This window comes from Bacillus sp. FSL R9-9410, from assembly GCF_038050385.1.
GTDB classification, from domain to species: Bacteria; Bacillota; Bacilli; order Bacillales; family Bacillaceae_G; genus Bacillus_A; species Bacillus_A cereus_U.
In genome coordinates, this window is the sequence record NZ_JBBOTV010000003.1 from 334,288 (window position 1) to 354,183 (window position 19,896).

The window sequence follows — 19,896 nt, forward strand, 5'->3', positions numbered from 1 at the left end:
TCAAACAGTCCGTTAGGGCGTTAAGTGGTGAGTAGTTCAAAGATGATCAAACATCCTATGATTGCTAATCAATCATCATTAACTCCTCGATTACTTTAATATTATTAAGGGTCTCCTCATCAGTTGGTAAGAAACTAAGAACCATTTTATTATGATGATAAGTCTGTTTATAGTCTTTTAGCTGAAAGTAACAAAACGCTAATTGTTTATGCGGTAACCAACTTTTAAAGGGTTGTTGTTCAATGAAATGAACGGAATTAGCTAAAGGTGCTTCTATAGCTTGTTTATACCAATAGGCAGCTTGAGAAAACTGGTTATTCTTAAGAAAGAATTCGCCTAGGCGACAGCTGAATTCCGGTTGAGGAACATCGTATTCTAAAGACTGAAATGTGATTTCTTTTTCTTTTTTAAAATTTCCGATTAGATAATAACAACTAGCTAATTTATGCATAACAAAAAGCCTGTGTTCTAATTGGATTTCTTTGTAGTCTAAGAACTTGTTATAAAATTCAATGGCTTGTTTATATTTTTTATGTTTATGTAATTCTCTGGCATAATGAAATATATCGTGAACTGTCATTTTACCTTTATTCTTTTTCAAAAATTGTTCATATAGTTTGAGATTTCGATCTGATTCATTATTGGTATAATTTTTTTTATGGGTGACTATGATGTCGCTTTCGAGCACATTATATTGATCATAAATACTCAGTTCTTCATGAACAACGCCGTACCATTGAAAATTTTTACTTGTTTTAACTAATCTATTGCGGCGAATGCTGGTTAAAACATTATTAAATTTATCAATTTCTGCATGATAAATCATGGAAACTGCATCAATATTTTGAGTGAGTGATTGTTTTAAAGCAAGTAGCTTTTGACGTTCTTCTGGTAAAAGTATATCATCCGCATCTAACCATAAAATGTAGTCCATTGAAGCTTGATGAAAGGAATAATTTCGAGCTGCCGAGAAATCATTCACCCATTTGAAATCTAAAATTTGTTGAGTCCACTTACTAGCTATTTGTTTCGTTTGATCTGTTGAGCCTGTATCTACAATAATAATTTCATCGGGGATACCTTTAACTGATTCTAAACATCTATTAAGTGTTTTTTCTTCATTTTTTACAATCATACATAAACTAATTGTAATCATCTGAACACCTCTGTTATAAATATCTTTGTTCTATTTGAATTTAGGTTTTTACCTATACCGTAGTACCTAAACGAATCTCAATAGGTGGGGCTGTATGTAGTTCACGTTGTGGTTCTCGAACTGGTTTTATAGCTCGTAGTTCAACTATCATTTCAAAAACAATACTCCGGTACGTATTCACATCATCTAATATCTCTGTCCCAGTTTTCCCTTGATATTTGTTTGTATCCACAATGATTATAATTTTTTCGGTTAACCAATCGCCTCTATATCCATAATCTGCACGCCAATAACAAGGTTGGCTAAAATAATCAAAGGAATGTAAAAAATATTGTCTCACATGCGTCGGGTCTTCAAATGCACTATCACTTGATCCATAAGGCACTTTAAAAACTGCTTTTGCATTTGGTTTAGCAATACGATGTAACTCTGCCATTAAAAATAAAGGATATTGTATATGTTCTAATAAATGTTCAGCTAAAAATTCATCAATACTATCATTTTCAAAGGGTAAACGCTTATTTTTACAATCATCTAAATTAGCGACAACATCTACTCCATCTTGTTTGACTATATTGAGGTTTATCCAGTTTTCGAGAATGGTCCGTCCACAACCTAAATGTAGCTTTTTCTCTCCCATAAAATCATCTCATTTAGTTTATTTTTATTAATGTTTTCCTTAAAAAATGCTAAATGTAATTTTTTAAATGAGATATTGGCCTAATTTTTGGTATAATCCATGACCATCAAGCTAATATTTTGAAATATCCCCTCAACGAAAATATTATACTATCAAAGGTAAATATGGAATCAGAATGCAATCGATTATTGTAAGCACGCTATCTAGCTGTATAGCTAATGTTGCGAGTCATACCTGATTAAACGATTTTTATAACAACAAAAAAGACTCTCCTAAGGGATAGAGTATTTTCTCATAATATTTACATAGTTTTCAAATGCGGAAGTAACCTCAATTATCAATCTTATTGTTTTATATTTTATTTAAGGATTGATTCCTATACCAGATGGAACAACCCCAACTGGTATAGTAGCAATCACGCTATTTATTAGCCCTAGCCCATCAATCACAGAAACGTTATCGCTTCCCCATATTCCAGTGTGGCGGGTGCAAATTACTCGCATTCGTCATACTGTTTCTATATTATGTTTAGTATTCAGCTCAGAATGCGTCCTCTGGGCTGATGGTGAACATAATGCCTTTCTATTCTTTGTTAATGTCGTCTCTCGAAAATGGGAATGGGGTGGTTGTTCATGATTGAATGAACATCGCGTTTCTAAAAAGAAATAAGAATAAATTAGATCTTTATCATTACATTACTTCGATTGCTCATTAGTAATTACTCATGATCTTTATTAATGACCAAAACGAGGGCAAGGAGCTTCCGCTCTTTGTTTGAGCCAATATAGACAGATTCCCCTCTGTCCTCCTTGTCTGTTGGTTCAAATAAGGCGCCGGAAGAAATTATGCGTCTTATAGATTAAACCTTTATACACGTTGTATAAACGAAATTGGTGAAAATGACATTAAGTAGCCGGCTCCACGGAGGATAAACGAGAAGATTCTTATTCTTCTCCCAGTCACCGAACGTAAAGCGCGTAGTTAAGAATAGCTAGAAAATTATATGATGCGGTGATTTGGAGAAGGTTGAGAGTAATCAGCCTTAAATTGATTCATTTCGAAATTCCCCTTTCGTGAATGTTTCTCCTATCACCTTTTAGAGCTGTCACTTCGGCGATGGCTTTTTGTTTTTGGGGTAGAAATAGAAATGAAATTCCTTTTAATGTATCATTGAAGGGAAAGGGTGATGAGAATGAAATCTACTACAGAAAAACTAGAATTTGTAATTCGAAGTAAAGACCCAGAATTTGAGGACTTTGTAGAAAGTTTACTGAAGTACGAACGATTAGAGGGCAAAGCAGTTATTGGTATTGCAAAAGCAATAGTTGCAGGGAATAATTTAAGTAAAGACCAAATTGATACTTTTATAAAATACGGATTGTTAAAAGATAATTATGTAGAGGAATGCGAGATATGTCTTATTCCAATCCCCTGGTCAGAGATGTTGTACGCTTTAGATGACAATCTTTGTGACCATTGCAGAAATATGATAGAAGAAGATTAGAAAAGAGCATCCAAAACGGGCGCTTTTTCTTTGTTATATAGAAATTACATATTAAACATATTTAAACTTTGTCTTAGGTATAATTGGGGTTAAGATCCATATAATAATACAGAACGGTTTACCAACTAGTTACCCCATAAGTTTTACGAGAGAGCACTTAAGTTGGGGGAGTGCTCTCTTTCGTTTGCACATAAGGAGGTTCTCGGCATACAATATCAGGTCAACATAAATATGCCATTACTCGCTTAAAGAGCTCTATAAATAGGGATAGAGCTCTTTTTTATTTTACATTCATGCATATTGGGTAATTTCAAGCATAGAATAGTACTGTTCAGGTAAATGTTGATATGTACATTGAGTTGCTCCTTGTATTCCGAAAAGGCACCTTACTTAGGTGTCTTTTTATTTGCACCTTTTGAGATGGACGAGCATATATTGAATTATGGGACAAGTTCTTCGTGTCTCATTCAATACTCATAGGAAACCCCTTATCACATTAAGAGCATCCACGGCAAGGGTGCTCTTTTAAATTTGAACAAAATGGACATCTGATGAGGTTATAACATGTATATAGGATTAAGCGTTTTAGGCGCTGCCGTGATCGGTTTAGTGTCTTATTTGTTGTTAATGAAAATAAGTAGAGAAGATAGACTAGTAAACAAGCTGTTTTCTACTTTTAAACATAGAATATGATGAATCCTATTAAAATGAGGGGGGGACTTATATTCATGAGAGATGATTGTCGTTTCGAGAACTTCAGAGATTGTGATAGATTTTGGGATGATTTAATGTTCGGTAGACGCAGACATAGAGATTTTGATGACCGTCGTTGTAGACGTAACCGTGACCGTGACTGCGATTGTGATGAATGTCGTCGCAGACGTAACCATGATCGTGACCGCGATTTTGATGACCGTCGGGATTGGTAAATCCCTTTGGAAGAGTGCTTTGAAGAAAAGCGCTCTTTTTTTTGTTCAAGAATTTTCTGGTCTTATTTGCTAAGGAAAGATAAGGATAAATAAAAAAAGAGAGCCGAAGCCCTCTTTTGGAATCGAAATCGATTAATTAAGAACAAATTGGAATCCCTAACGCTATTAAAGTCAATGCTACTTGAAGAGAAATCTCTAATCTAGCAATTTCGAGTCCAGCAACTGAGACAACTAAAAAAGGTTGGCCATTTACGAATAGAACACAACGAACGAAAATAAACAAGGCTCAAATGAGCCCTGCTTGGTGGAGTTGGATAACTAATATCCCAATAGAAATAATAAAATACGGTGAAATGTTAAATTCTGATTTAAATCCGTTTGGTGTTGTGAGTTTTAGTTTCATAATTTTTCGCCCTCTCGTTATTTGCCTTACACTTCTATATACAACGAAGAGGATAGATTTCCACATGAAAACTGAACAAATATACTGATAGTTAACAAAGTGAAGTTTATGCAGGAATTAACGAGGGTTTTAAGGTGGAAATAGCGTAAAATCAACGATGTATAAAAGGTATTGTAAACGGAAGTTTCCGAAAGTACCACAAACGTTGATATGACAGTGTATTTCCCAAAAATCTAGTTTACATAAGTTATGTTAGGGGTCCCGCCACATCGCTATCAAGCTAAAAAAAGCAAATACCCCAAAACGATAAAATGCTTAAGTTGATGGATGTGTGGTGCTACCCCAATATGAAATTAGCTCATGTCAGAGACTAACTATGCAATTACTGTTCTTTCTAACATAACTTATTATCTGCTGAAAATGCATTTTTAAATGGATTCAATACCTTATGTAGGATTTAAAATAATTATTTTGGTTGAAAGAGTAAGTAAAGAAGATGAATTTGACTCTGATAGTGCAACGCCTAGTTACCTTGCTAAAAAGTTAAATAGAACTAGGGGAAAAGTTTCAAAGTTAATGAACGGTTTAATAAAAAAAAGGATGATTAGCAGTTGCAGAAACTAGAACAAATACCGAAGATCGTCGTATTGGTACAACTCATACATGGTTTGTAAATCCAAATATTATGTGCTGTTCTTCAAAAGATGGAGTAGATAAAGCAACTCAAAAAATCTATAAAAAATCACTTAAAAGTTTTGTAGCTGACGATGATGAAAAGCATATGTTACCAATTTATTTGTTTTAGATATCATTTTATATTAACATCCTTTTTTTTATTAGTTTTCCATTTTTGGGATGCCAACAAAAGAGAACACCCTATATCATATAAACCCCTGCACTTTGCTTTTTTCATTCTTATATATATGGCTAAAAGTTCTGTTTACTTTTATCGCCAAGCCGACAGACCAAAAGTAAGGTAATGGTTATCGACTTGGACAAGCAATTATACGATCCGAACCGCCAGTGCATCCGTTCGAGATCTTCTTTTACACTAAATTTTTTATAAAGCGAAGTTCTTGGGGACTAGTCCCCAAGCCAGCACTCTTTCCCAAAAGCAAGGGGTGTTTCAAAGCCTTAGGTGTGGTAATCTGCCGATTAAATTGGAGAAAAGCATTCTTTAGAGTTTCTTTTCTTTATTTTTTAAAGGACTTGTTCATCTCGTACCTGGTTTGTTAATTCAAACATATTATGTAATTCACCAAAGGATGATATTTGTAGGACTACACAACAAATCTTTACAAAAGCATTACGTGATATTCAACTTGAAGGAAATAAGAAAAGGTATAAATCACCTGTATATTTATTTTAAAAAAGTGCAATATCTATTGCACTTTTTTAAAAACTAAAAATCATGAACTTTTTTACCAATGGTTGCGATGACAACAAATAACACATTTACAAAAATGATTATGTTGTTTATGTTCACAACGATGATTATGATGCTTATGCTCACAACAATGGTTATGATGTTTATGCTCACAACGATGATTATGATGCTTATGCTCACAACAATGATTATGATGTTTATGCTCACAACGATGATTATGATGCTGATGCTTACAGCAATCATTACGATGCTTATGCTCACAACAATGGTTATGATGTTTATGCTTACAGCAATCATTATTCCAATTCATTTTTATACCTCCTATCGAACAAGGGTTATATTATTCTATGTTTTAATAGGAAACATGCTTGTTTACTAACCTATATTAAATTCACAAAAAAATTCTATGAATATTTATTCTTAGAGGGTTAACATAACGCAATATTATTGATAGTACAAAAGGAGTTTTTTTAATTCTTTTTTAGGGACTATTACAGCTATTGTTGGCACATATGATACTCAGACTAATCGAGTAGAGTTAAAAAATATTATAAGTGACAGAACAGGTGTTAATTATGGGGATTTAAGTTATTTACCTGAAGAATTAAGCGGTTTGCAAGTATTATCGGATTCTAATACAGGAACGGGAGACGGCTCTACTACTGGCACACAAGATTGTGCTGTTACTGGTGGAAAAGGTAACTATATTGATTCTGGAAGTACAAATATACAAGGTATACCTGTAAACTGGATAGTTCATGAATGCCAGATAGAAATGAAAGTAGCAGGACAGAGAAGTGTTATTCTTAATAGAACAAGTACTAGTGTCTCAGGAACTATCAATTTAAGTTATGTAGCTAGAGTGAATCTTATCATTTTAACCAAGAAAACTCCTTCCTCAAGGAACGTGAAGGGCCACAGCCCAGTGAGTGGGTGGGGGATGAATTGGCTTCGAACAAAGGATGGCATGAAGTCATCTAAATGGTTCGACATATGTAAAGTGTTACTGGACAATTTGTCATGATCACTTCACTATCTATCGAATGTATGTTTGTTGTATGATAAACACATGTCAAAATGGAGGTGAAATGAATGATGATCAATAAAGCATATAAATTTCGTATCTATCCAAATCAAGCACAAGCAACTCTAATCAATAAAACGATTGGTTGTTCTCGTTTTGTATTCAATCATTTCCTAGCTCTATGGGATAATGCATACAAAGAAACAGGTAAAGGTTTGACATATAGTACATGCTCTGCCAAACTTCCTGCCATGAAGAAAGAGTTTGTTTGGTTAAAAGAAGTAGATAGTATTGCGATTCAGTCGTCTGTTCGCAACCTTGCGGATGCTTATACACGTTTTTTCAAAAAAACAAAACAGTCCCCCGCGTTTTAAATCTAAGAAAAACACTGTACAATCTTACACCACAAAGCAAACAAATGAAAACATTGCCGTTGTAGGAAATAAAATGAAATTGCCGAAACTGGGTCTTATTCGATTTGCCAAAAGTCGTGAAGTAAATGGGCGTATTTTAAATGCTACAGTTAGACGGAATCCTTCTGGCAGATACTTTGTGTCATTGTTAGTGGAAACAGAAGTGCAAGAACTTCCGAAAACACATTCTTACATTGGAATGGATGTAGGACTAAAAGATTTCGCCATTTTGTCAGATGGAACAATCTATAAAAATCCGAAGTTTTTTCGATCATTAGAAGAGAAGTTGGCGAAAGCACAGCGTGTTCTTTCTAGAAGAACGAAAGGGTCTTCTCGCTGGAATAAACAACGAGTAAAGGTTGCTAGAATTCATGAATACATAACAAACGCTAGAAAAGATTACTTGGACAAAGTCTCAACTGAAATCATCAAAAACCACGATGTTATCGGTATAGAAGATTTGCAAATATCGAATATGTTAAAGAATCATAAGTTAGCAAAAGCCATTAGTGAGGTATCATGGTCACAGTTTCGAATCATGTTAGAATATAAAGCAAAATGGTACGGCAAACAAGTCATTGTCGTATCGAAAACATTTGCTTCAAGCCAATTATGTTCCTGTTGTGGATATCAAAACAAAGACGTTAAAAATCTAAACCTACGTAAATGGGACTGCCCTTCTTGTCGTACACATCATGATAGGGATATTAACGCAAGTATTAATCTAAAGAATGAAGCAATAAGACTTCTAACCGCAAGAACTGCGGAGATAGCCTAATAAATTAGAGTTCGATAGAACTCTTTACTTAGGAATCCTCCACTTTCACTTCTAAACGAAGTAAAAGTGGGGGTAGTTCAAAGTATATGTTCAAAATAAAACTCTTTGGATAAATGTTGAACATCAACATAAGAATTGAGTAGGAAACCGGCTAAAAATATTTGGAGTTAAAACAAAATTAGGCTCTTGGGCAAGTTTGAAATTTTAAATATATATGATATTCATTTTAAATTAACATCACACAAATTATCTGTTGCAACGAAAACACTATATAGAAAATGAAGAATTGCTTAGAACAGAGGGAGGACAAAATATAGCTTAAACTTATTGGGATTTGAGGCATCTAAAAACTTAGGGAGTGGATTAAGTACTTTGCATAAAGATCTCCTTTTTTCGAAGAATCTAGGCATCATTTTAAATGTGGCAGTAATAATTCTATAATTTTTATCATAAGGACATAGCAGCTTCAGAACAGAAGAAGTCGTTTTGGAATCGTCTGTTTGGTAAAAAAATTAAAATCTAATGGTAAAGAGAATTTTGCTTTTTATTTGAAAAAAGATAAGAAGCGAGCTTTTTGTTTATTATTAGTGATGATATTTAATTTTTAGCACTATAAATGTTAGACAAGCATATATTGTAGTATTGGAATAGGTTTCGCTCACTTATTTCATTTTATAGTTTTCCTTTTAAGAACACCAAAACGGGCATTGGTGTTCTTTTTAAATAGGTTGGTTTTGAAAAATAAGAAGTTTTCTTACTTACAAATGTATAAAACAAAGAAGCACTCAAAATGAGTGCTTCTTTGTTTTATACTTGTACTTGTTGTACTTGTAAAACTTTTAAAGTAAGATCTAGTACAATTTTTTCACGAAGAGTATCAAATGGTTCGTTTAGGTCTGTTGGACAAGGTGAAAAGTCTAATTCAAAAAATTGAGCGCTTACTAATTCACAATATGGTTGTTCATTATAAAACACTGTATTTTCGAAGAAGTATTTGTCTAAACGTGGTAAATCACCATTTTTAGGATTAATAAAGTGAGATGTAGTATCTGAAGAAGAAGCTACTATAGCTTGTGATAGAAAATCTGCTGCTGTTAAATCTGCAAAACCAGAAAATGGAACATTTGCAATACGATCATATAGCACTCCATTACACTCATCATTTGCATATTCAATATTTTTACGAATATATCCTTGTACAAATAATTTTGCTCTTGTAACTCGGCGGTAATTTGTACCTGGTACTGGAGTAAATGCTACAGGAACTAACTTACATTGTGTTAAAAATACGTTTTTTAAGATACGTTTAATTTCAACTGCTGGAGGATCTAATGAAATATCAGATTCTACAACAATTTGAATTGTTCTTTCTGCTAATACAACTGGTATTTTTACAATCGGTGTTCCTGGAGTAAGAATTGGTGTTGCAGCTGCATCACTTAATGGTGTTTGAGTTTGTCCTTCTACCTGACATGGTACATTAATTGGACATTGTTCGCTCATATTATCTAATCTCCTTTTGAAATCACTTTAGATTTTTAAAACTGTTCAATGGCAATATATTCGTTTTTTTTATTGATGTATAAGCTTGTATAATAGGTTTTTAAATTTTTTTATTTTTTGTAGATATTTTATTGGCTTTCTCATTAAAAATTTTAAATTAGCAGGTTCCTGGTTAAAAAACGAGTAAATAGGTTTTAACTACGATCTGAACAGCAAGGACCTTAATCTAACCTGTGCGTTAATTTACGTACAGCCCTTTATAATATCCCTTATAAAATTTAACATAATCATACATTTAGGTTGAACTTGAGTCACTTCACCATTTGGCCCTTTAACAGAATAAGGAAAATTATGAATTCCCCTCCGATAGCTTTCTATCATAAGGAAATCAATCGTAGAAGTTAGGATTTGGCTAATATAGATTCGTTTACTATGACTATTAAAAACACCACAAAAAAATTAGGGGCCTCTTCTCGAGCCTCTTTATTTACAATTACAAATTTAGACGCCTCCCACTTTATATCCATCCATTGATAACTAACAATAGAGTTATTACAAGTATACTTGCAAGTTCCTGTGCTTTTCTTAACAAGCAAACGACAACAAAAACTCCATATAAGGGTCTTACCAACAGCATCCGTTACTTTAGAAACACTCCTATGAGATATAATTATTGATGGTACTTTTTAGGTGATATACTGGAGGTAGATTACTCATCTAATGATGAAGGGAGGTTTACGCGTATGGAAGTAACATTTACAGTAAGTAAATGGGATGAAAAGCCAGTCAATGACACTAGAAAAGATTTCCCTATTAATATTGCCCATGTCGAATATGATATTGACGGTGAATTAAAAGGAAAAGCTTTTGTTGAATATTTATTATATTATTTAGAATCAACTATAGATGATGGTCACTTGGCTACTGCTAAAATTTCTGGATTTTTACATTTCGAAGGAATTTATAAGGGAAAACGAGGGACATTTATAGCTATAGAGCAAGGGATATTTGATAAAGGAAATCTAGATTCCCCTGCAACAATCATCAAAGCTACTGGTGAATTAGAAAGCCTGAAAGGGTCCTATAATTATAAGTTTACAGGTCAAACCAGTAAAATGATTCTAGACTTTGAATTCTAACAAAATATCTTATAATTTAGCAAAAAGGGCATCCACTGTAATACCAGGAATGTCCTTTTTTAAACTAAATTATACCGAAAAACAAGACTCAAAATTTTCAATGGGAGGAAATGATATGAGGATCACGATACAAGAATATGTGGTCAATGAAATAGATTCAGGACCATATGGAATAACCGTAGGAAAAGACGGAGCATTGTGGTTTACGGAACAGAAAGGGAATCGAATTGGTAGAATAAATGCTACTGGTGAAATAAATTCTTTTCCCATTCCGACAGCAAATGCAGGAGCTATGTCAATTATCTCGGACCAGACCGGTGACTTATGGTTTACGGAATATAACTCAAGTAAGATCGGTAAAATGTCGATGAACGGTCTTTTTGAAGAATATGTACTCCCTACAAAGAACGCTGCACCTTTTGGCATAACGGAAGGCCCAGATGGAGCAATATGGTTTACAGAAATGAATAATGGTAGGATTGGAAGAATAACAAAGTCAGGGGAAATCACCGAGTTTGAATTGCCTAACTCCAAATCATTTCCCTCTTTTATTACTCTGGGATCAGACGGGGCATTATGGTTTACACAGAATCAGAACAATAGGATTGGCAGAATAACCACTAAAGGTGAGGTGACAGAATATCCAATCCCAACACCCAACTCCGGGCCAGTTGGAATTGCGAGCGGACCAGATGGAGCAATATGGTTTGTGCAAATCATGGGCAATAAAATTGGTAGAATTACGTTCGAAGGAGAGGTCAAAGAATTTGTTATACCGACGCCGAACGCTCGCCCTCATGCCATAATACCCGGGAAAAACAGAGATCTTTGGTTCACGGAATGGGGAGGTAACCAAATCAGCCGTATTACAGTTGAAGGAGTTATTACGGAATATACGATACCTACAAATAATGCAGAGCCACATGGTATCACGTTTTGTCCGGATGGCGATCTTTGGTTCGCTGAAGAGTGTAATCAAATTGGACGTCTAACAATCATTACGTAATAGGGATATCGTCCATCGCTATCAAGCTCAGAAAAGTAAATATCCCATAACGAGAAAATTGGCATCTCCAAGTGAAAATGTACATTTTTTTGTTTTGGGTCAACTAATTTCATTAGCTTGATGGGCATGGGGTAGCCCCTTCAATATAGTATTTTTAACAATTCTTTGTGTGCAAATAAAAAGAGCATCCACAATTGTTAGATGCTCTTATATATAAAGTGGTTTCCCCCACACTCCAGTATATGCTTGTCCTTCTCAAAAGGTGTAGCAAAAAGAAACCTTATTCGGGGCCTTCTCAAAATATAAGGGGTAACTCTAACGTACAGATTAACATTTCCCGATGTCGCTGCTATTATGTGCTTGATATTACTTAATATGCATGAATTTGACACTCCGATCCCTAAAGAGGCAAGGAGTGTCAATCTAAAATATATTGGAATTAACAAAGAAGAAAAAGATAATATTCTTGATACATTTTCGATTTAATTTTGCCATATAATATAAATCAACATTAAAAATCACTCTTTACCCTATTGTTTTTTACATTTTAACGAGAAAACTATTTTACATCACCAATTGCTTGAATAGACTCAAGTCTAACATTAATTTTGTTCGGAAAACCTATAATATTACCAGTTGAATTACTTGCTACTTCTACATTTGGTCCAATAACAGTAACTAAATTTTGACTCACATTCATTATAATGCCTTTGATATGAATGCCTTCTAAAAACAATACAGTACGTAAATGAAGCAACTGATAGGCATATAAAAGTTCTCTAATCTCATTTGCTACTTCTGCAGAATTATTGCTAGAACTATTCACTACTGAATGATAAGAAGATCCCTTTAATTCTAAAGAGGTGTTAGGGGACATTTTTGATTTTAATAAAACATCAGAAGATTTTTCTGATTCTAATAAAGTATCAAAACTCCTTCTTGATTTACATGGAGCGATAAGGGGAATCGGATTTATTTCAAATAATCTAAATTTACGTTTATTATTATCAGAATTTAAACAAAACTGACACATCTATGTCCCCCCAATAATAAGTATGTATTATATAGTAAGCACATTATATAAAAATGTACTGGGTATTTATAATACCCAGTACATTTTTAAGTTATTATGCTCCTCGATCATCACTTACCGCTAAAATGCTACTAATTGCAACACTAATTTGGTTTGGATTTTCAAGAGCCCCACCATTTGCATTACTTTCTACTTCAACGCCTTCCCCATTACCACGACGAAGAGTAACAAAATTTTCTCCAATCTGTGTAATAAGGCCTTCTACGTGAAATGATGGTAAAAATAATACAACTCTCGCCCCAACCAATTGAAATGCTTGCAACAGAGTTAGAATTTCATTATTATCCATTCTCTATCACCTTCCTTTACTTCTAATTTTGACACCTAACAATGTAATTCTATTAAATTAACTTATTATTAGTTATCAAAATAGAATATGTTCGAGCATAAGAATTGAAATAGACAAGTTGGCAAATTTTTTAGTAGTACATTATTAGGATATAATTTTTAAGGGATAATACATAAAAAGATCCTTATTAAACAAATTTCATAATTAAATAAAAAATCCACACTTAACTAGACTCATATACCCACACTATCCTTTCTAGACGAGCATAAGATGTACTGACGAACGAAAGGGGGTAATTTTATGGGTTTTGGCTTTGGTGGATGTTGTGATTTCAATAGATGTGATGATCGGAGAGATCACCACAGAGATCATCACAGAAGAGAAGAAAACCATAGACAGGAGAATAATAATCCAGAATTATTACAATTCTTAAGAACATTAACTCCTGGTACTTGTATTGTTATTCAATATGATTCTCAAAGACCTACAAGTGCAACATTCCAAGGTTTTCAAGGAAACAACGTAATCATTTTATCTGACTTTGATTGTTTCCCGGGATTAGCACGTATTGCGATTAACAAAATTAACGTAATCTCTATAAATTCACCTGATTGTGATCGTTTCTGCTGTAAACGTCGCAGACATTGTAAAGAATGTGACGAACATAAACATGATCATAGAGAAGATTAATAAATTTTAATTAAAAGAAAATTTTTTCCCTTAATTTATAAGCCAATTTGCAGGAAAAACACCTATTAAAAAATAGGTGTTTTTCTTTTCTAAATCTCACTGAACTGAACGTAAATAACAGACCATTCCATATAGTGGACATATACTATTGTAAGGTCGGCATCCAAATGACCCAAATAAATACCCATGCCAAGAAATAAAACTACAAAGTATTTCTTGGCACCTTTTACATAAAATAAATAAATTTATTAAAAATGTACAAACCTAATTAAAAACCTACACATATAATGTATTCTACCTTTCTATTATCTTATTAAAGGGATTTATTTTATATAAATCCCTTCTTTTTTAAATGTTTAAATACTTAATTTAATCTATATAACATAATAATTCCTAAAAACAAAATAAGATAAGAGCTTTCCCCTTATCTTTATTTAAAGCGTTATTAAATTACTCGTTGAACACTAATAGCATCTAGGCTTGTCATATTAATATTCACAGCAGCATCCACCCAAATAAGAAATCCATCCTCTATACGAATAAAGACTCCTGTTCCATCGATCGGATCTCCACCTAAAAAAACTCTAATTTTGTCGCCTTCCCGTAAACCATTTAATCTTCTTCATCTTTCAAAATTCCCCAATTCCCTTACTTCCTCACGGTTTCTTTTTCTTCGGTTTCTATTACATTCATCACATTCACATCTACGTTTAAAAGACATTTAACATAACCCCTTTTTCCTAAAAAACTTATTTGCACTATATATTATGAAAGAAATAAATTAATGGATTAGATGTTCTTCCTCTACCAATTGCCCAATTAGCTAATTTCAACAATTGTACAAGCCATTTTGTATTACTTACATACATTAACAATGAGATGATAATCATCTTATACCCCAAAACCCTAAATTACTTGTTCGGTAACTATCTTTATAAATAATAAAAATTAAACACCTCTTACTAATAAATACATATATTATATAGTGCTCTAACACACTATTAAAAAGCACTCCCTTAACAAAAAAGAATTTATTATCTATCTGTCTAGAATTTAAGTTCTTTTTTAACCATTTTACATTTATTTATATCCATTGTCGCATTTTAAACATAGTGGAAGAACAAAGAAAAATAGCGATTAACAGTCCATAAAGATGAAATTCTAGGCGCTCTCACTTAATATTGTGACAATAATTAATATCCAAAAAAGACTTCCATGTTTTAAATACAATTTCTATTTGCTTACGTAGTGAGTAGATATCATAATCCTACTTCAACGGAATAATTGCCCATGGTATGCTGGTAATATAAACATTGATTTCTGATAAACGTTTACTTCTTACAGAGTATGTAACTCTTTTTTTCTTTTTGACATAAGATTGCTTTTTTACTGTCCCATCCCAAAAGAATTCAGGAGATTCATTTTTTACATATACTCTATTTGTAGATTTAAAATAAAGATTGATAATTAGTAAAAAAGTTTGATAAAAAAGTCTATTTTGTAGGGTAATTGCTTATGCATAAAATAACACTAATGTTTTGTATACTGTTGCTATAAACTCTCGCGAGAGTTGGAAAATAGATTCGCGAATCAACCGGGTTTCCACTATGACAGCTTTATTTAAAGCTATGGTGTTCCAGCTGAAAACTGAACAACTTGACCTGAGTATGTGGGAGGAATCCGATTCAGCCTGGATGAGAAAATTAATTGGCGAACGTGGTGTGGACATGCCAACCCTTGACGCCGTTTGTAGCCAGCTTATCGAGATGCGCAAGAGAGCAGTCGAAAATGGCATTTCCCTTCTCACACTATTCGCCGACGAGACGAAGGCGATTTCATCGGATACTGTGGCTTGATTATCGGTCGTGCCACACTTGAAGAGCCGGAGATCGCATACGAGTTGTTCCGCAGTGCTCACCGTAAAGGCTAGGCGACTGAGGCAGCATCCGTTGTGCTGGACGCTGCGATTGCTGCCGGGCGCCACAGACTTTGGTCGACTGTACGCGCTTGGAATGTTGCGTCCTTCCGGGTGCTAGAAAAGATAGGATTTGAGCGGCATCACAGTACGTGGGACGAGCGCGGTGAGATTGTTTGGAACGTACGCGATTTTTAGGGATCCCGACCTAATTCAAAACTATGAAAAAGGAGAAAAGGTCATTAGTTTAGGGGAGAATCCAGATAAAGATAAAAGGACTGATTTATAACCTAAATAATGACAAACTATAACCGAAGTATTTACTCCAGCTGAAGCAGTAACAAAAAATATTATTGCACTAATTGGGTGCTTATCTTGAATAAGATTTAAACGACGATTTTCAAAAATTGGGTGTTTTAATTGAGCAAAAATCACAAAAATTATCAAACTTTTTTATAAAAGGATGATTCAATTGAATATAGAAAAGCGTGTTTTGAACAATCTTTTTTTCAAAACACGCTTTTTTAATTTGCCTTTTTTATCAAGGTTTATTAAGTTAATTTAATCAAACTTTGTTCCAAGGCTACACTATTATCTATGTGGATTCAACGGATTTTTATAGCACATGATTTATGGAACCATCGTACACTGGAACAAGTATTCAAACTTGACTTATTAGGAGTTTTTTATAAACGCCATAGAACGACCTTATGGTTACTCTATGATATTTACTCTTTACTATTGAAGAGGCATAATTTCAGTTTTTTTTGATGTTTTAAATCTGTTGTTTCCTTCTGTAATGTTAAGTCATATATCCCTATAGATATAAATGAAATTAATAAGAAGAAAGGGATTTTGTATCCATTAAAATAATCAACTATTAATCCAAATGTGGATGGTGCAAGCACAATAAAGAGCTGTTTTTTCAGACATTAACACAATAAATAAACTATACCATCCAACTCCTAAAAATACTAAAACAAAACATAGTATATAAACTTCTCATAAAGGTAGATAATTTAATACATAGACTAGAAAAATTAACATCGAGAATATAGGGCTAATATCTATAGCTACCTTTCGTATAGTTAACTTTACTGTTAGTCATGTATCCCACCTCTCTTTATCTGAAAAATAAAAAGAAATTCGAATGTATTTTGTTTTTTTTGTAAATGTTAACCATATAGAGGTCACTGTGAGCTTGAAATAGAGTCAAGATGTTTGTAAAAAAGATGCGATGTTTATAAAAACAAAAAGTTAAGATGAATTAGGAGAATCTCTATTTTGGAATGAAATTGATCAGTTTGTTTTAGTTGTTTATTTAAAGCGTTTAATAAGTATTTATCTGAACAACCAGTAAATATTTAAAAGGAATTGTGGTGATGCCACATGTGAAGTTGCTGAACCCTAGCTTTCATGCTGCAAAAGTTCTTTGAGGGTGAGAGGAACTCTCATGGGCAAGGAACGTAGGATAAAACGCGTAGAATCGATTATACGGAAAGGAAATGGAATCCACTTATTAATATAAATGAATGTGAAATAGATAAAAAAGAACTTAAATTCTTGACAGATAGAAAATAAGTTCTTTGTTTGTGGAGTTTATTTAGCAGTGTGTTGGAGCACTATATAATATATGTATTTATTAGTAAGAGGTGTTTAATTTCCAAAATATATATCTTTGTAAATAATAAAAAAGGACAGTTGAAAACTGTCCTTTTTTCTATCTTTTAAAGATAGTTAACGAACAGGTAATTTGGGATTTGGAGTATAGTAAGATGATTATCATCTCATTGTTAATGTATGTAAGTAATACAAAATGGCTTGTACAATTGTTAAAATTGGTGATTTTTTTTTTGATAAATTAGTTAATTGGATGTTTGATAGAGGAAGAAAGTCTAATCAATTAATTTATTTCTTTCATATTATATAATGCAGATAAAAATTTTTAGGAAAAAGGGGGTATATTAAATGTCTTTTGAACGTAGATGTGAATGTGATGAATGTAATAGAAACCGAAGAAGAAGAAGAGAACGTGAGGAAGTAAGAGAACTGGGGAATTTTGAAGGACGAAGAAGATTAAACGGTTTACGAGAAGGTGACAGAATTAACGTTTTTTCAGGCGGAGGTCAGATCGATGGAACAGGCGTCTTTATTCGTATAGAGGATGGATTTCTTATTTGGGTGGATGCTGCTGCAAACATTAATGTGACAAGCCTAGATGTTATTAGTGTTCGACGCGTAGCTTAATAGCACTTTAAATAATGTAAATGTGTTGAATGTAATAGAAACCGAAGAAATAGAGACCATGAGGAGGTGAGCGAAGTGGGAAATTTTGAAGGACGAAGAAGATTAGATGGTTTACGAGAAGGCGACAGAATTACAGTTTTTTCAGGCGGAGGTCAGATCGATGGAACAGGCGTCTTTATTCGTATAGAGGATGGATTTCTTGTTTGGGTAGATGCTGCTGCGACTCTTAATGTGACAAGCCTAGATGTTATTAGTGTTCGACGCGTAGCTTAATAGCATTTTAAATAATGTGAATATGTTAAACGTAATAGAAACCGAAGAAATAGAGACTATGGGGAGGTGAGCGAAGTGGGAAATTTTGAAGGACGAAGAAGATTAGACGGTTTACGAGAAGGCGACAGAATTACAGTTTTTTCAGGCGGAACTGCGATCGATGGAACAGGCGTCTTTATTCGTGTAGAGGATGGATTTCTTGTTTGGGTAGATGCTGCTGGGACCCTTAATGTGACAAGTCTAGATGTTATTAGTGTTCGACGCGTAGCTTAATAACACTTTAAATAAATATAAGTAAAAGATAAGAGGGGAGGGCTCTTATCTTATTTTGTTTTTAGGAATTATTATGTTATTTGTTTGAGGATTGATTATGTTATGTAGATTATATTAGGTATTTAAATACTTAAAAAAGGGATTTATATAAAATAAATCCCTTTTTTAAGATGATAAGAGAGGTAGGGTACATTATATGTGTAAATTTTTAATTAGGTTTGTGCATTTTTAATAATTTTTTTGTTTTATGTAAAAGGTGCCAAGAAATACTTTGTAGTTTTATTTCTTGGCGTGGGTATTTATTTGGGTCATTTGGATGCCGACCTTACAATAGTATATGTCCGCTATATGAAATGGTTTGTTATTTACGTTCAGTTCAGTAAATTTAGGAAAGAAAAAACACCTATTTTTTAATAGGTGTTTTTTCTGCAAATTGGCTTATAAAATTAAAGGAAAGGTTTTTCTATTCAATCATTTTTAAAAGTCATCTTTATGATCATGCTCATCAGATTCTCTACAATGCTTACGCTTGCAACAGAAACGATTACATTCAGGTGAATTTATAGAGATTACGTTAATTCTGTTAATCGCAATACGTGCTAATCCTGGGAAACAATCAAAGTCAGATAAAATAATTACGTTGTTCCCTTGAAAACCTTGGAATGTTGCACTTGTAGGCCTTTGGTGATCATATTGAATAACAATACAAGTACCAGGAGTTAATGTGTGTAAGAATTGTGCTAATTCTGGATTATTATTCACCTGTCTATTGTTTTCATCTTTTCTGTGATGATCTCTATGATGATCTCTCCGATCATCACATCTATTGAAATCACAACCTCCACCAAAACCAAAACCCATAAAATTACCCCCTTTCGTTCGTCAGTACATCTTATGCTCGTCTAGAAAGGATAGTGTGGGTATATGAGTCTAGTTAAGTGTGGATTTTTTATTTAAATATGAAATTTGTTTAATAATATTATTTTTGGTTCTGGTGCTGGTGCAAAAAATCTATACAACTTGGACATACTGATACTATTACTCTAAAAAGGTGTGTAATTGGTATGGAACGAATTGAAGCTGCTGAAGAATTAATTGAGGATATGAGGGAGTGTTTTTTGAACGGAACATCCTTAAGGTGTGAAGCTAATGATTTTAATATCGTATCTTGGCTGATAGAAGAAGTGACTCGTAAATCTGAGTAAAAACTTCATTTGGCACAACAAAGCAGCCA

17 protein-coding genes and 7 pseudogenes are annotated in these 19,896 nt (G+C 33.3%); 14 read left to right on the forward strand and 10 right to left on the reverse strand.

Features of this window, described 5'->3' with window-relative positions:
- Positions 1-64 precede the first annotated feature (64 nt).
- Together MKX77_RS28345 and MKX77_RS28350 are read right to left on the reverse strand one after the other, a co-directional pair.
- Positions 65-1,156 carry a tetratricopeptide repeat-containing glycosyltransferase family 2 protein gene (locus MKX77_RS28345; RefSeq protein WP_341308468.1) on the reverse strand — a complete coding sequence of 364 codons (1,092 nt, stop codon included), beginning with the start codon at positions 1,154-1,156 and terminating at the stop codon, positions 65-67.
- A 52-nt stretch (positions 1,157-1,208) separates the two neighbouring features.
- Entirely contained in the window at positions 1,209-1,796 is a 588-nt protein-coding gene (locus MKX77_RS28350) for a class I SAM-dependent methyltransferase (protein WP_341308469.1), read from the reverse strand.
- A 1,192-nt stretch (positions 1,797-2,988) separates the two neighbouring features.
- Between MKX77_RS28350 and MKX77_RS28355 the strand changes: the two genes are divergently transcribed.
- Positions 2,989-3,300, forward strand: a complete 312-nt coding sequence (locus MKX77_RS28355) for a hypothetical protein (protein WP_341308470.1) — start codon at positions 2,989-2,991, stop codon at positions 3,298-3,300.
- Positions 3,301-4,028: 728 nt separating this feature from the next.
- A complete protein-coding gene (locus MKX77_RS28360) occupies positions 4,029-4,229 on the forward strand; it encodes a hypothetical protein (RefSeq protein ID WP_341308471.1) in 201 nt (66 codons plus the stop codon).
- A gap of 136 nt (positions 4,230-4,365) precedes the next feature.
- Here the strand turns inward: MKX77_RS28360 and MKX77_RS28365 are convergent, their stop codons facing one another.
- Positions 4,366-4,506, reverse strand: coding sequence for a DUF3956 family protein (locus MKX77_RS28365; RefSeq protein ID WP_341308565.1), 141 nt, complete (start codon positions 4,504-4,506; stop codon positions 4,366-4,368).
- A 1,330-nt stretch (positions 4,507-5,836) separates the two neighbouring features.
- Here MKX77_RS28365 and MKX77_RS28370 point away from each other — a divergent pair.
- The 4 genes and pseudogenes from MKX77_RS28370 to tnpB form a co-directional block, all read left to right on the forward strand.
- Positions 5,837-6,001, forward strand: a pseudogene (locus MKX77_RS28370) (MarR family transcriptional regulator); the annotation flags it as partial.
- A 58-nt stretch (positions 6,002-6,059) separates the two neighbouring features.
- Positions 6,060-6,398: a hypothetical protein gene (locus MKX77_RS28375; RefSeq protein ID WP_098541491.1), complete on the forward strand. Its 339-nt coding sequence runs from the start codon at positions 6,060-6,062 to the stop codon at positions 6,396-6,398.
- 234 nt (positions 6,399-6,632) lie between these two features.
- The gene (locus tag MKX77_RS28380) at positions 6,633-7,043 is read left to right on the forward strand and encodes a hypothetical protein (RefSeq protein WP_341308472.1); all 411 of its coding nucleotides are present in this window, start codon (positions 6,633-6,635) and stop codon (positions 7,041-7,043) included.
- Between the two features lie 68 nt (positions 7,044-7,111).
- Positions 7,112-8,234 (forward strand): annotated as a pseudogene (tnpB, locus tag MKX77_RS28385) (IS200/IS605 family element RNA-guided endonuclease TnpB).
- 807 nt (positions 8,235-9,041) lie between these two features.
- Here the strand turns inward: tnpB and MKX77_RS28390 are convergent.
- On the reverse strand, positions 9,042-9,737 hold the full coding sequence (locus tag MKX77_RS28390; protein ID WP_098498436.1) for a CsxC family protein: 696 nt from the start codon (positions 9,735-9,737) through the stop codon (positions 9,042-9,044).
- 743 nt (positions 9,738-10,480) lie between these two features.
- Here MKX77_RS28390 and MKX77_RS28395 point away from each other — a divergent pair.
- Both MKX77_RS28395 and MKX77_RS28400 read left to right on the forward strand, forming a co-directional pair.
- Entirely contained in the window at positions 10,481-10,876 is a 396-nt protein-coding gene (locus MKX77_RS28395; protein WP_002141295.1) for a DUF3224 domain-containing protein, read from the forward strand.
- A 115-nt stretch (positions 10,877-10,991) separates the two neighbouring features.
- A complete protein-coding gene (locus MKX77_RS28400) occupies positions 10,992-11,882 on the forward strand; it encodes a Vgb family protein (RefSeq protein WP_341308473.1) in 891 nt (296 codons plus the stop codon).
- A 559-nt stretch (positions 11,883-12,441) separates the two neighbouring features.
- Here MKX77_RS28400 and MKX77_RS28405 read toward each other — a convergent pair.
- Both MKX77_RS28405 and MKX77_RS28410 read right to left on the reverse strand, forming a co-directional pair.
- Positions 12,442-12,915: a hypothetical protein gene (locus MKX77_RS28405; protein ID WP_078181872.1), complete on the reverse strand. Its 474-nt coding sequence runs from the start codon at positions 12,913-12,915 to the stop codon at positions 12,442-12,444.
- 94 nt (positions 12,916-13,009) lie between these two features.
- Entirely contained in the window at positions 13,010-13,264 is a 255-nt protein-coding gene (locus MKX77_RS28410) for a hypothetical protein (protein ID WP_002144365.1), read from the reverse strand.
- 300 nt (positions 13,265-13,564) lie between these two features.
- Between MKX77_RS28410 and MKX77_RS28415 the strand changes: the two genes are divergently transcribed.
- Positions 13,565-13,954 carry a hypothetical protein gene (locus MKX77_RS28415; protein ID WP_341308474.1) on the forward strand — a complete coding sequence of 130 codons (390 nt, stop codon included), beginning with the start codon at positions 13,565-13,567 and terminating at the stop codon, positions 13,952-13,954.
- 445 nt (positions 13,955-14,399) lie between these two features.
- Here the strand turns inward: MKX77_RS28415 and MKX77_RS28420 are convergent.
- The 3 genes and pseudogenes from MKX77_RS28420 to MKX77_RS28430 all read right to left on the reverse strand — a co-directional run.
- Positions 14,400-14,675: pseudogene (locus tag MKX77_RS28420) on the reverse strand (hypothetical protein).
- 37 nt (positions 14,676-14,712) lie between these two features.
- Positions 14,713-14,844 (reverse strand): hypothetical protein, encoded by a 132-nt coding sequence (locus tag MKX77_RS28425; protein ID WP_341308475.1) that lies wholly within the window; start codon positions 14,842-14,844, stop codon positions 14,713-14,715.
- 203 nt (positions 14,845-15,047) lie between these two features.
- A pseudogene (locus MKX77_RS28430) lies at positions 15,048-15,404 on the reverse strand (transposase); the annotation flags it as partial.
- Positions 15,405-15,561: 157 nt separating this feature from the next.
- On the opposite strand from MKX77_RS28430, the pseudogene MKX77_RS28435 reads away from it, so the two are divergent.
- The 4 genes and pseudogenes from MKX77_RS28435 to MKX77_RS28450 form a co-directional block, all read left to right on the forward strand.
- Positions 15,562-16,067, forward strand: a pseudogene (locus tag MKX77_RS28435) (GNAT family N-acetyltransferase).
- Between the two features lie 1,770 nt (positions 16,068-17,837).
- Positions 17,838-18,116 carry a hypothetical protein gene (locus tag MKX77_RS28440; RefSeq protein WP_078182370.1) on the forward strand — a complete coding sequence of 93 codons (279 nt, stop codon included), beginning with the start codon at positions 17,838-17,840 and terminating at the stop codon, positions 18,114-18,116.
- A 15-nt stretch (positions 18,117-18,131) separates the two neighbouring features.
- A pseudogene (locus MKX77_RS28445) lies at positions 18,132-18,389 on the forward strand (hypothetical protein); the annotation flags it as partial.
- A 15-nt stretch (positions 18,390-18,404) separates the two neighbouring features.
- Positions 18,405-18,662 (forward strand): annotated as a pseudogene (locus MKX77_RS28450) (hypothetical protein); the annotation flags it as partial.
- Between the two features lie 477 nt (positions 18,663-19,139).
- On the opposite strand, the gene MKX77_RS28455 reads toward MKX77_RS28450, so the two are convergent.
- Entirely contained in the window at positions 19,140-19,523 is a 384-nt protein-coding gene (locus MKX77_RS28455) for a hypothetical protein (protein ID WP_215601472.1), read from the reverse strand.
- A gap of 203 nt (positions 19,524-19,726) precedes the next feature.
- Here MKX77_RS28455 and MKX77_RS28460 point away from each other — a divergent pair, with 203 nt between their 5' ends.
- Positions 19,727-19,867, forward strand: coding sequence for a hypothetical protein (locus MKX77_RS28460; RefSeq protein WP_179117605.1), 141 nt, complete (start codon positions 19,727-19,729; stop codon positions 19,865-19,867).
- Positions 19,868-19,896 lie beyond the last annotated feature (29 nt).

Excerpts from the sequence above, each read along its gene's own strand:
- MKX77_RS28345 (WP_341308468.1), bottom strand. The coding sequence starts at position 1,156 with ATGATTACAATTAGTTTATGTATGATTGTAAAAAATGAAGAAAAAACA.
- MKX77_RS28350 (WP_341308469.1), bottom strand. The coding sequence starts at position 1,796 with ATGGGAGAGAAAAAGCTACATTTAGGTTGTGGACGGACCATTCTCGAA.
- MKX77_RS28355 (WP_341308470.1), top strand. The coding sequence starts at position 2,989 with ATGAAATCTACTACAGAAAAACTAGAATTTGTAATTCGAAGTAAAGAC.
- MKX77_RS28360 (WP_341308471.1), top strand. The coding sequence starts at position 4,029 with ATGAGAGATGATTGTCGTTTCGAGAACTTCAGAGATTGTGATAGATTT.
- MKX77_RS28375 (WP_098541491.1), top strand. The coding sequence starts at position 6,060 with ATGGTTGCGATGACAACAAATAACACATTTACAAAAATGATTATGTTG.
- MKX77_RS28390 (WP_098498436.1), bottom strand. The coding sequence starts at position 9,737 with ATGAGCGAACAATGTCCAATTAATGTACCATGTCAGGTAGAAGGACAA.
- MKX77_RS28395 (WP_002141295.1), top strand. The coding sequence starts at position 10,481 with ATGGAAGTAACATTTACAGTAAGTAAATGGGATGAAAAGCCAGTCAAT.
- MKX77_RS28400 (WP_341308473.1), top strand. The coding sequence starts at position 10,992 with ATGAGGATCACGATACAAGAATATGTGGTCAATGAAATAGATTCAGGA.
- MKX77_RS28405 (WP_078181872.1), bottom strand. The coding sequence starts at position 12,915 with ATGTGTCAGTTTTGTTTAAATTCTGATAATAATAAACGTAAATTTAGA.
- MKX77_RS28410 (WP_002144365.1), bottom strand. The coding sequence starts at position 13,264 with ATGGATAATAATGAAATTCTAACTCTGTTGCAAGCATTTCAATTGGTT.
- MKX77_RS28415 (WP_341308474.1), top strand. The coding sequence starts at position 13,565 with ATGGGTTTTGGCTTTGGTGGATGTTGTGATTTCAATAGATGTGATGAT.
- MKX77_RS28425 (WP_341308475.1), bottom strand. The coding sequence starts at position 14,844 with ATGATTATCATCTCATTGTTAATGTATGTAAGTAATACAAAATGGCTT.
- MKX77_RS28440 (WP_078182370.1), top strand. The coding sequence starts at position 17,838 with ATGTCTTTTGAACGTAGATGTGAATGTGATGAATGTAATAGAAACCGA.
- MKX77_RS28455 (WP_215601472.1), bottom strand. The coding sequence starts at position 19,523 with ATGGGTTTTGGTTTTGGTGGAGGTTGTGATTTCAATAGATGTGATGAT.
- MKX77_RS28460 (WP_179117605.1), top strand. The coding sequence starts at position 19,727 with ATGGAACGAATTGAAGCTGCTGAAGAATTAATTGAGGATATGAGGGAG.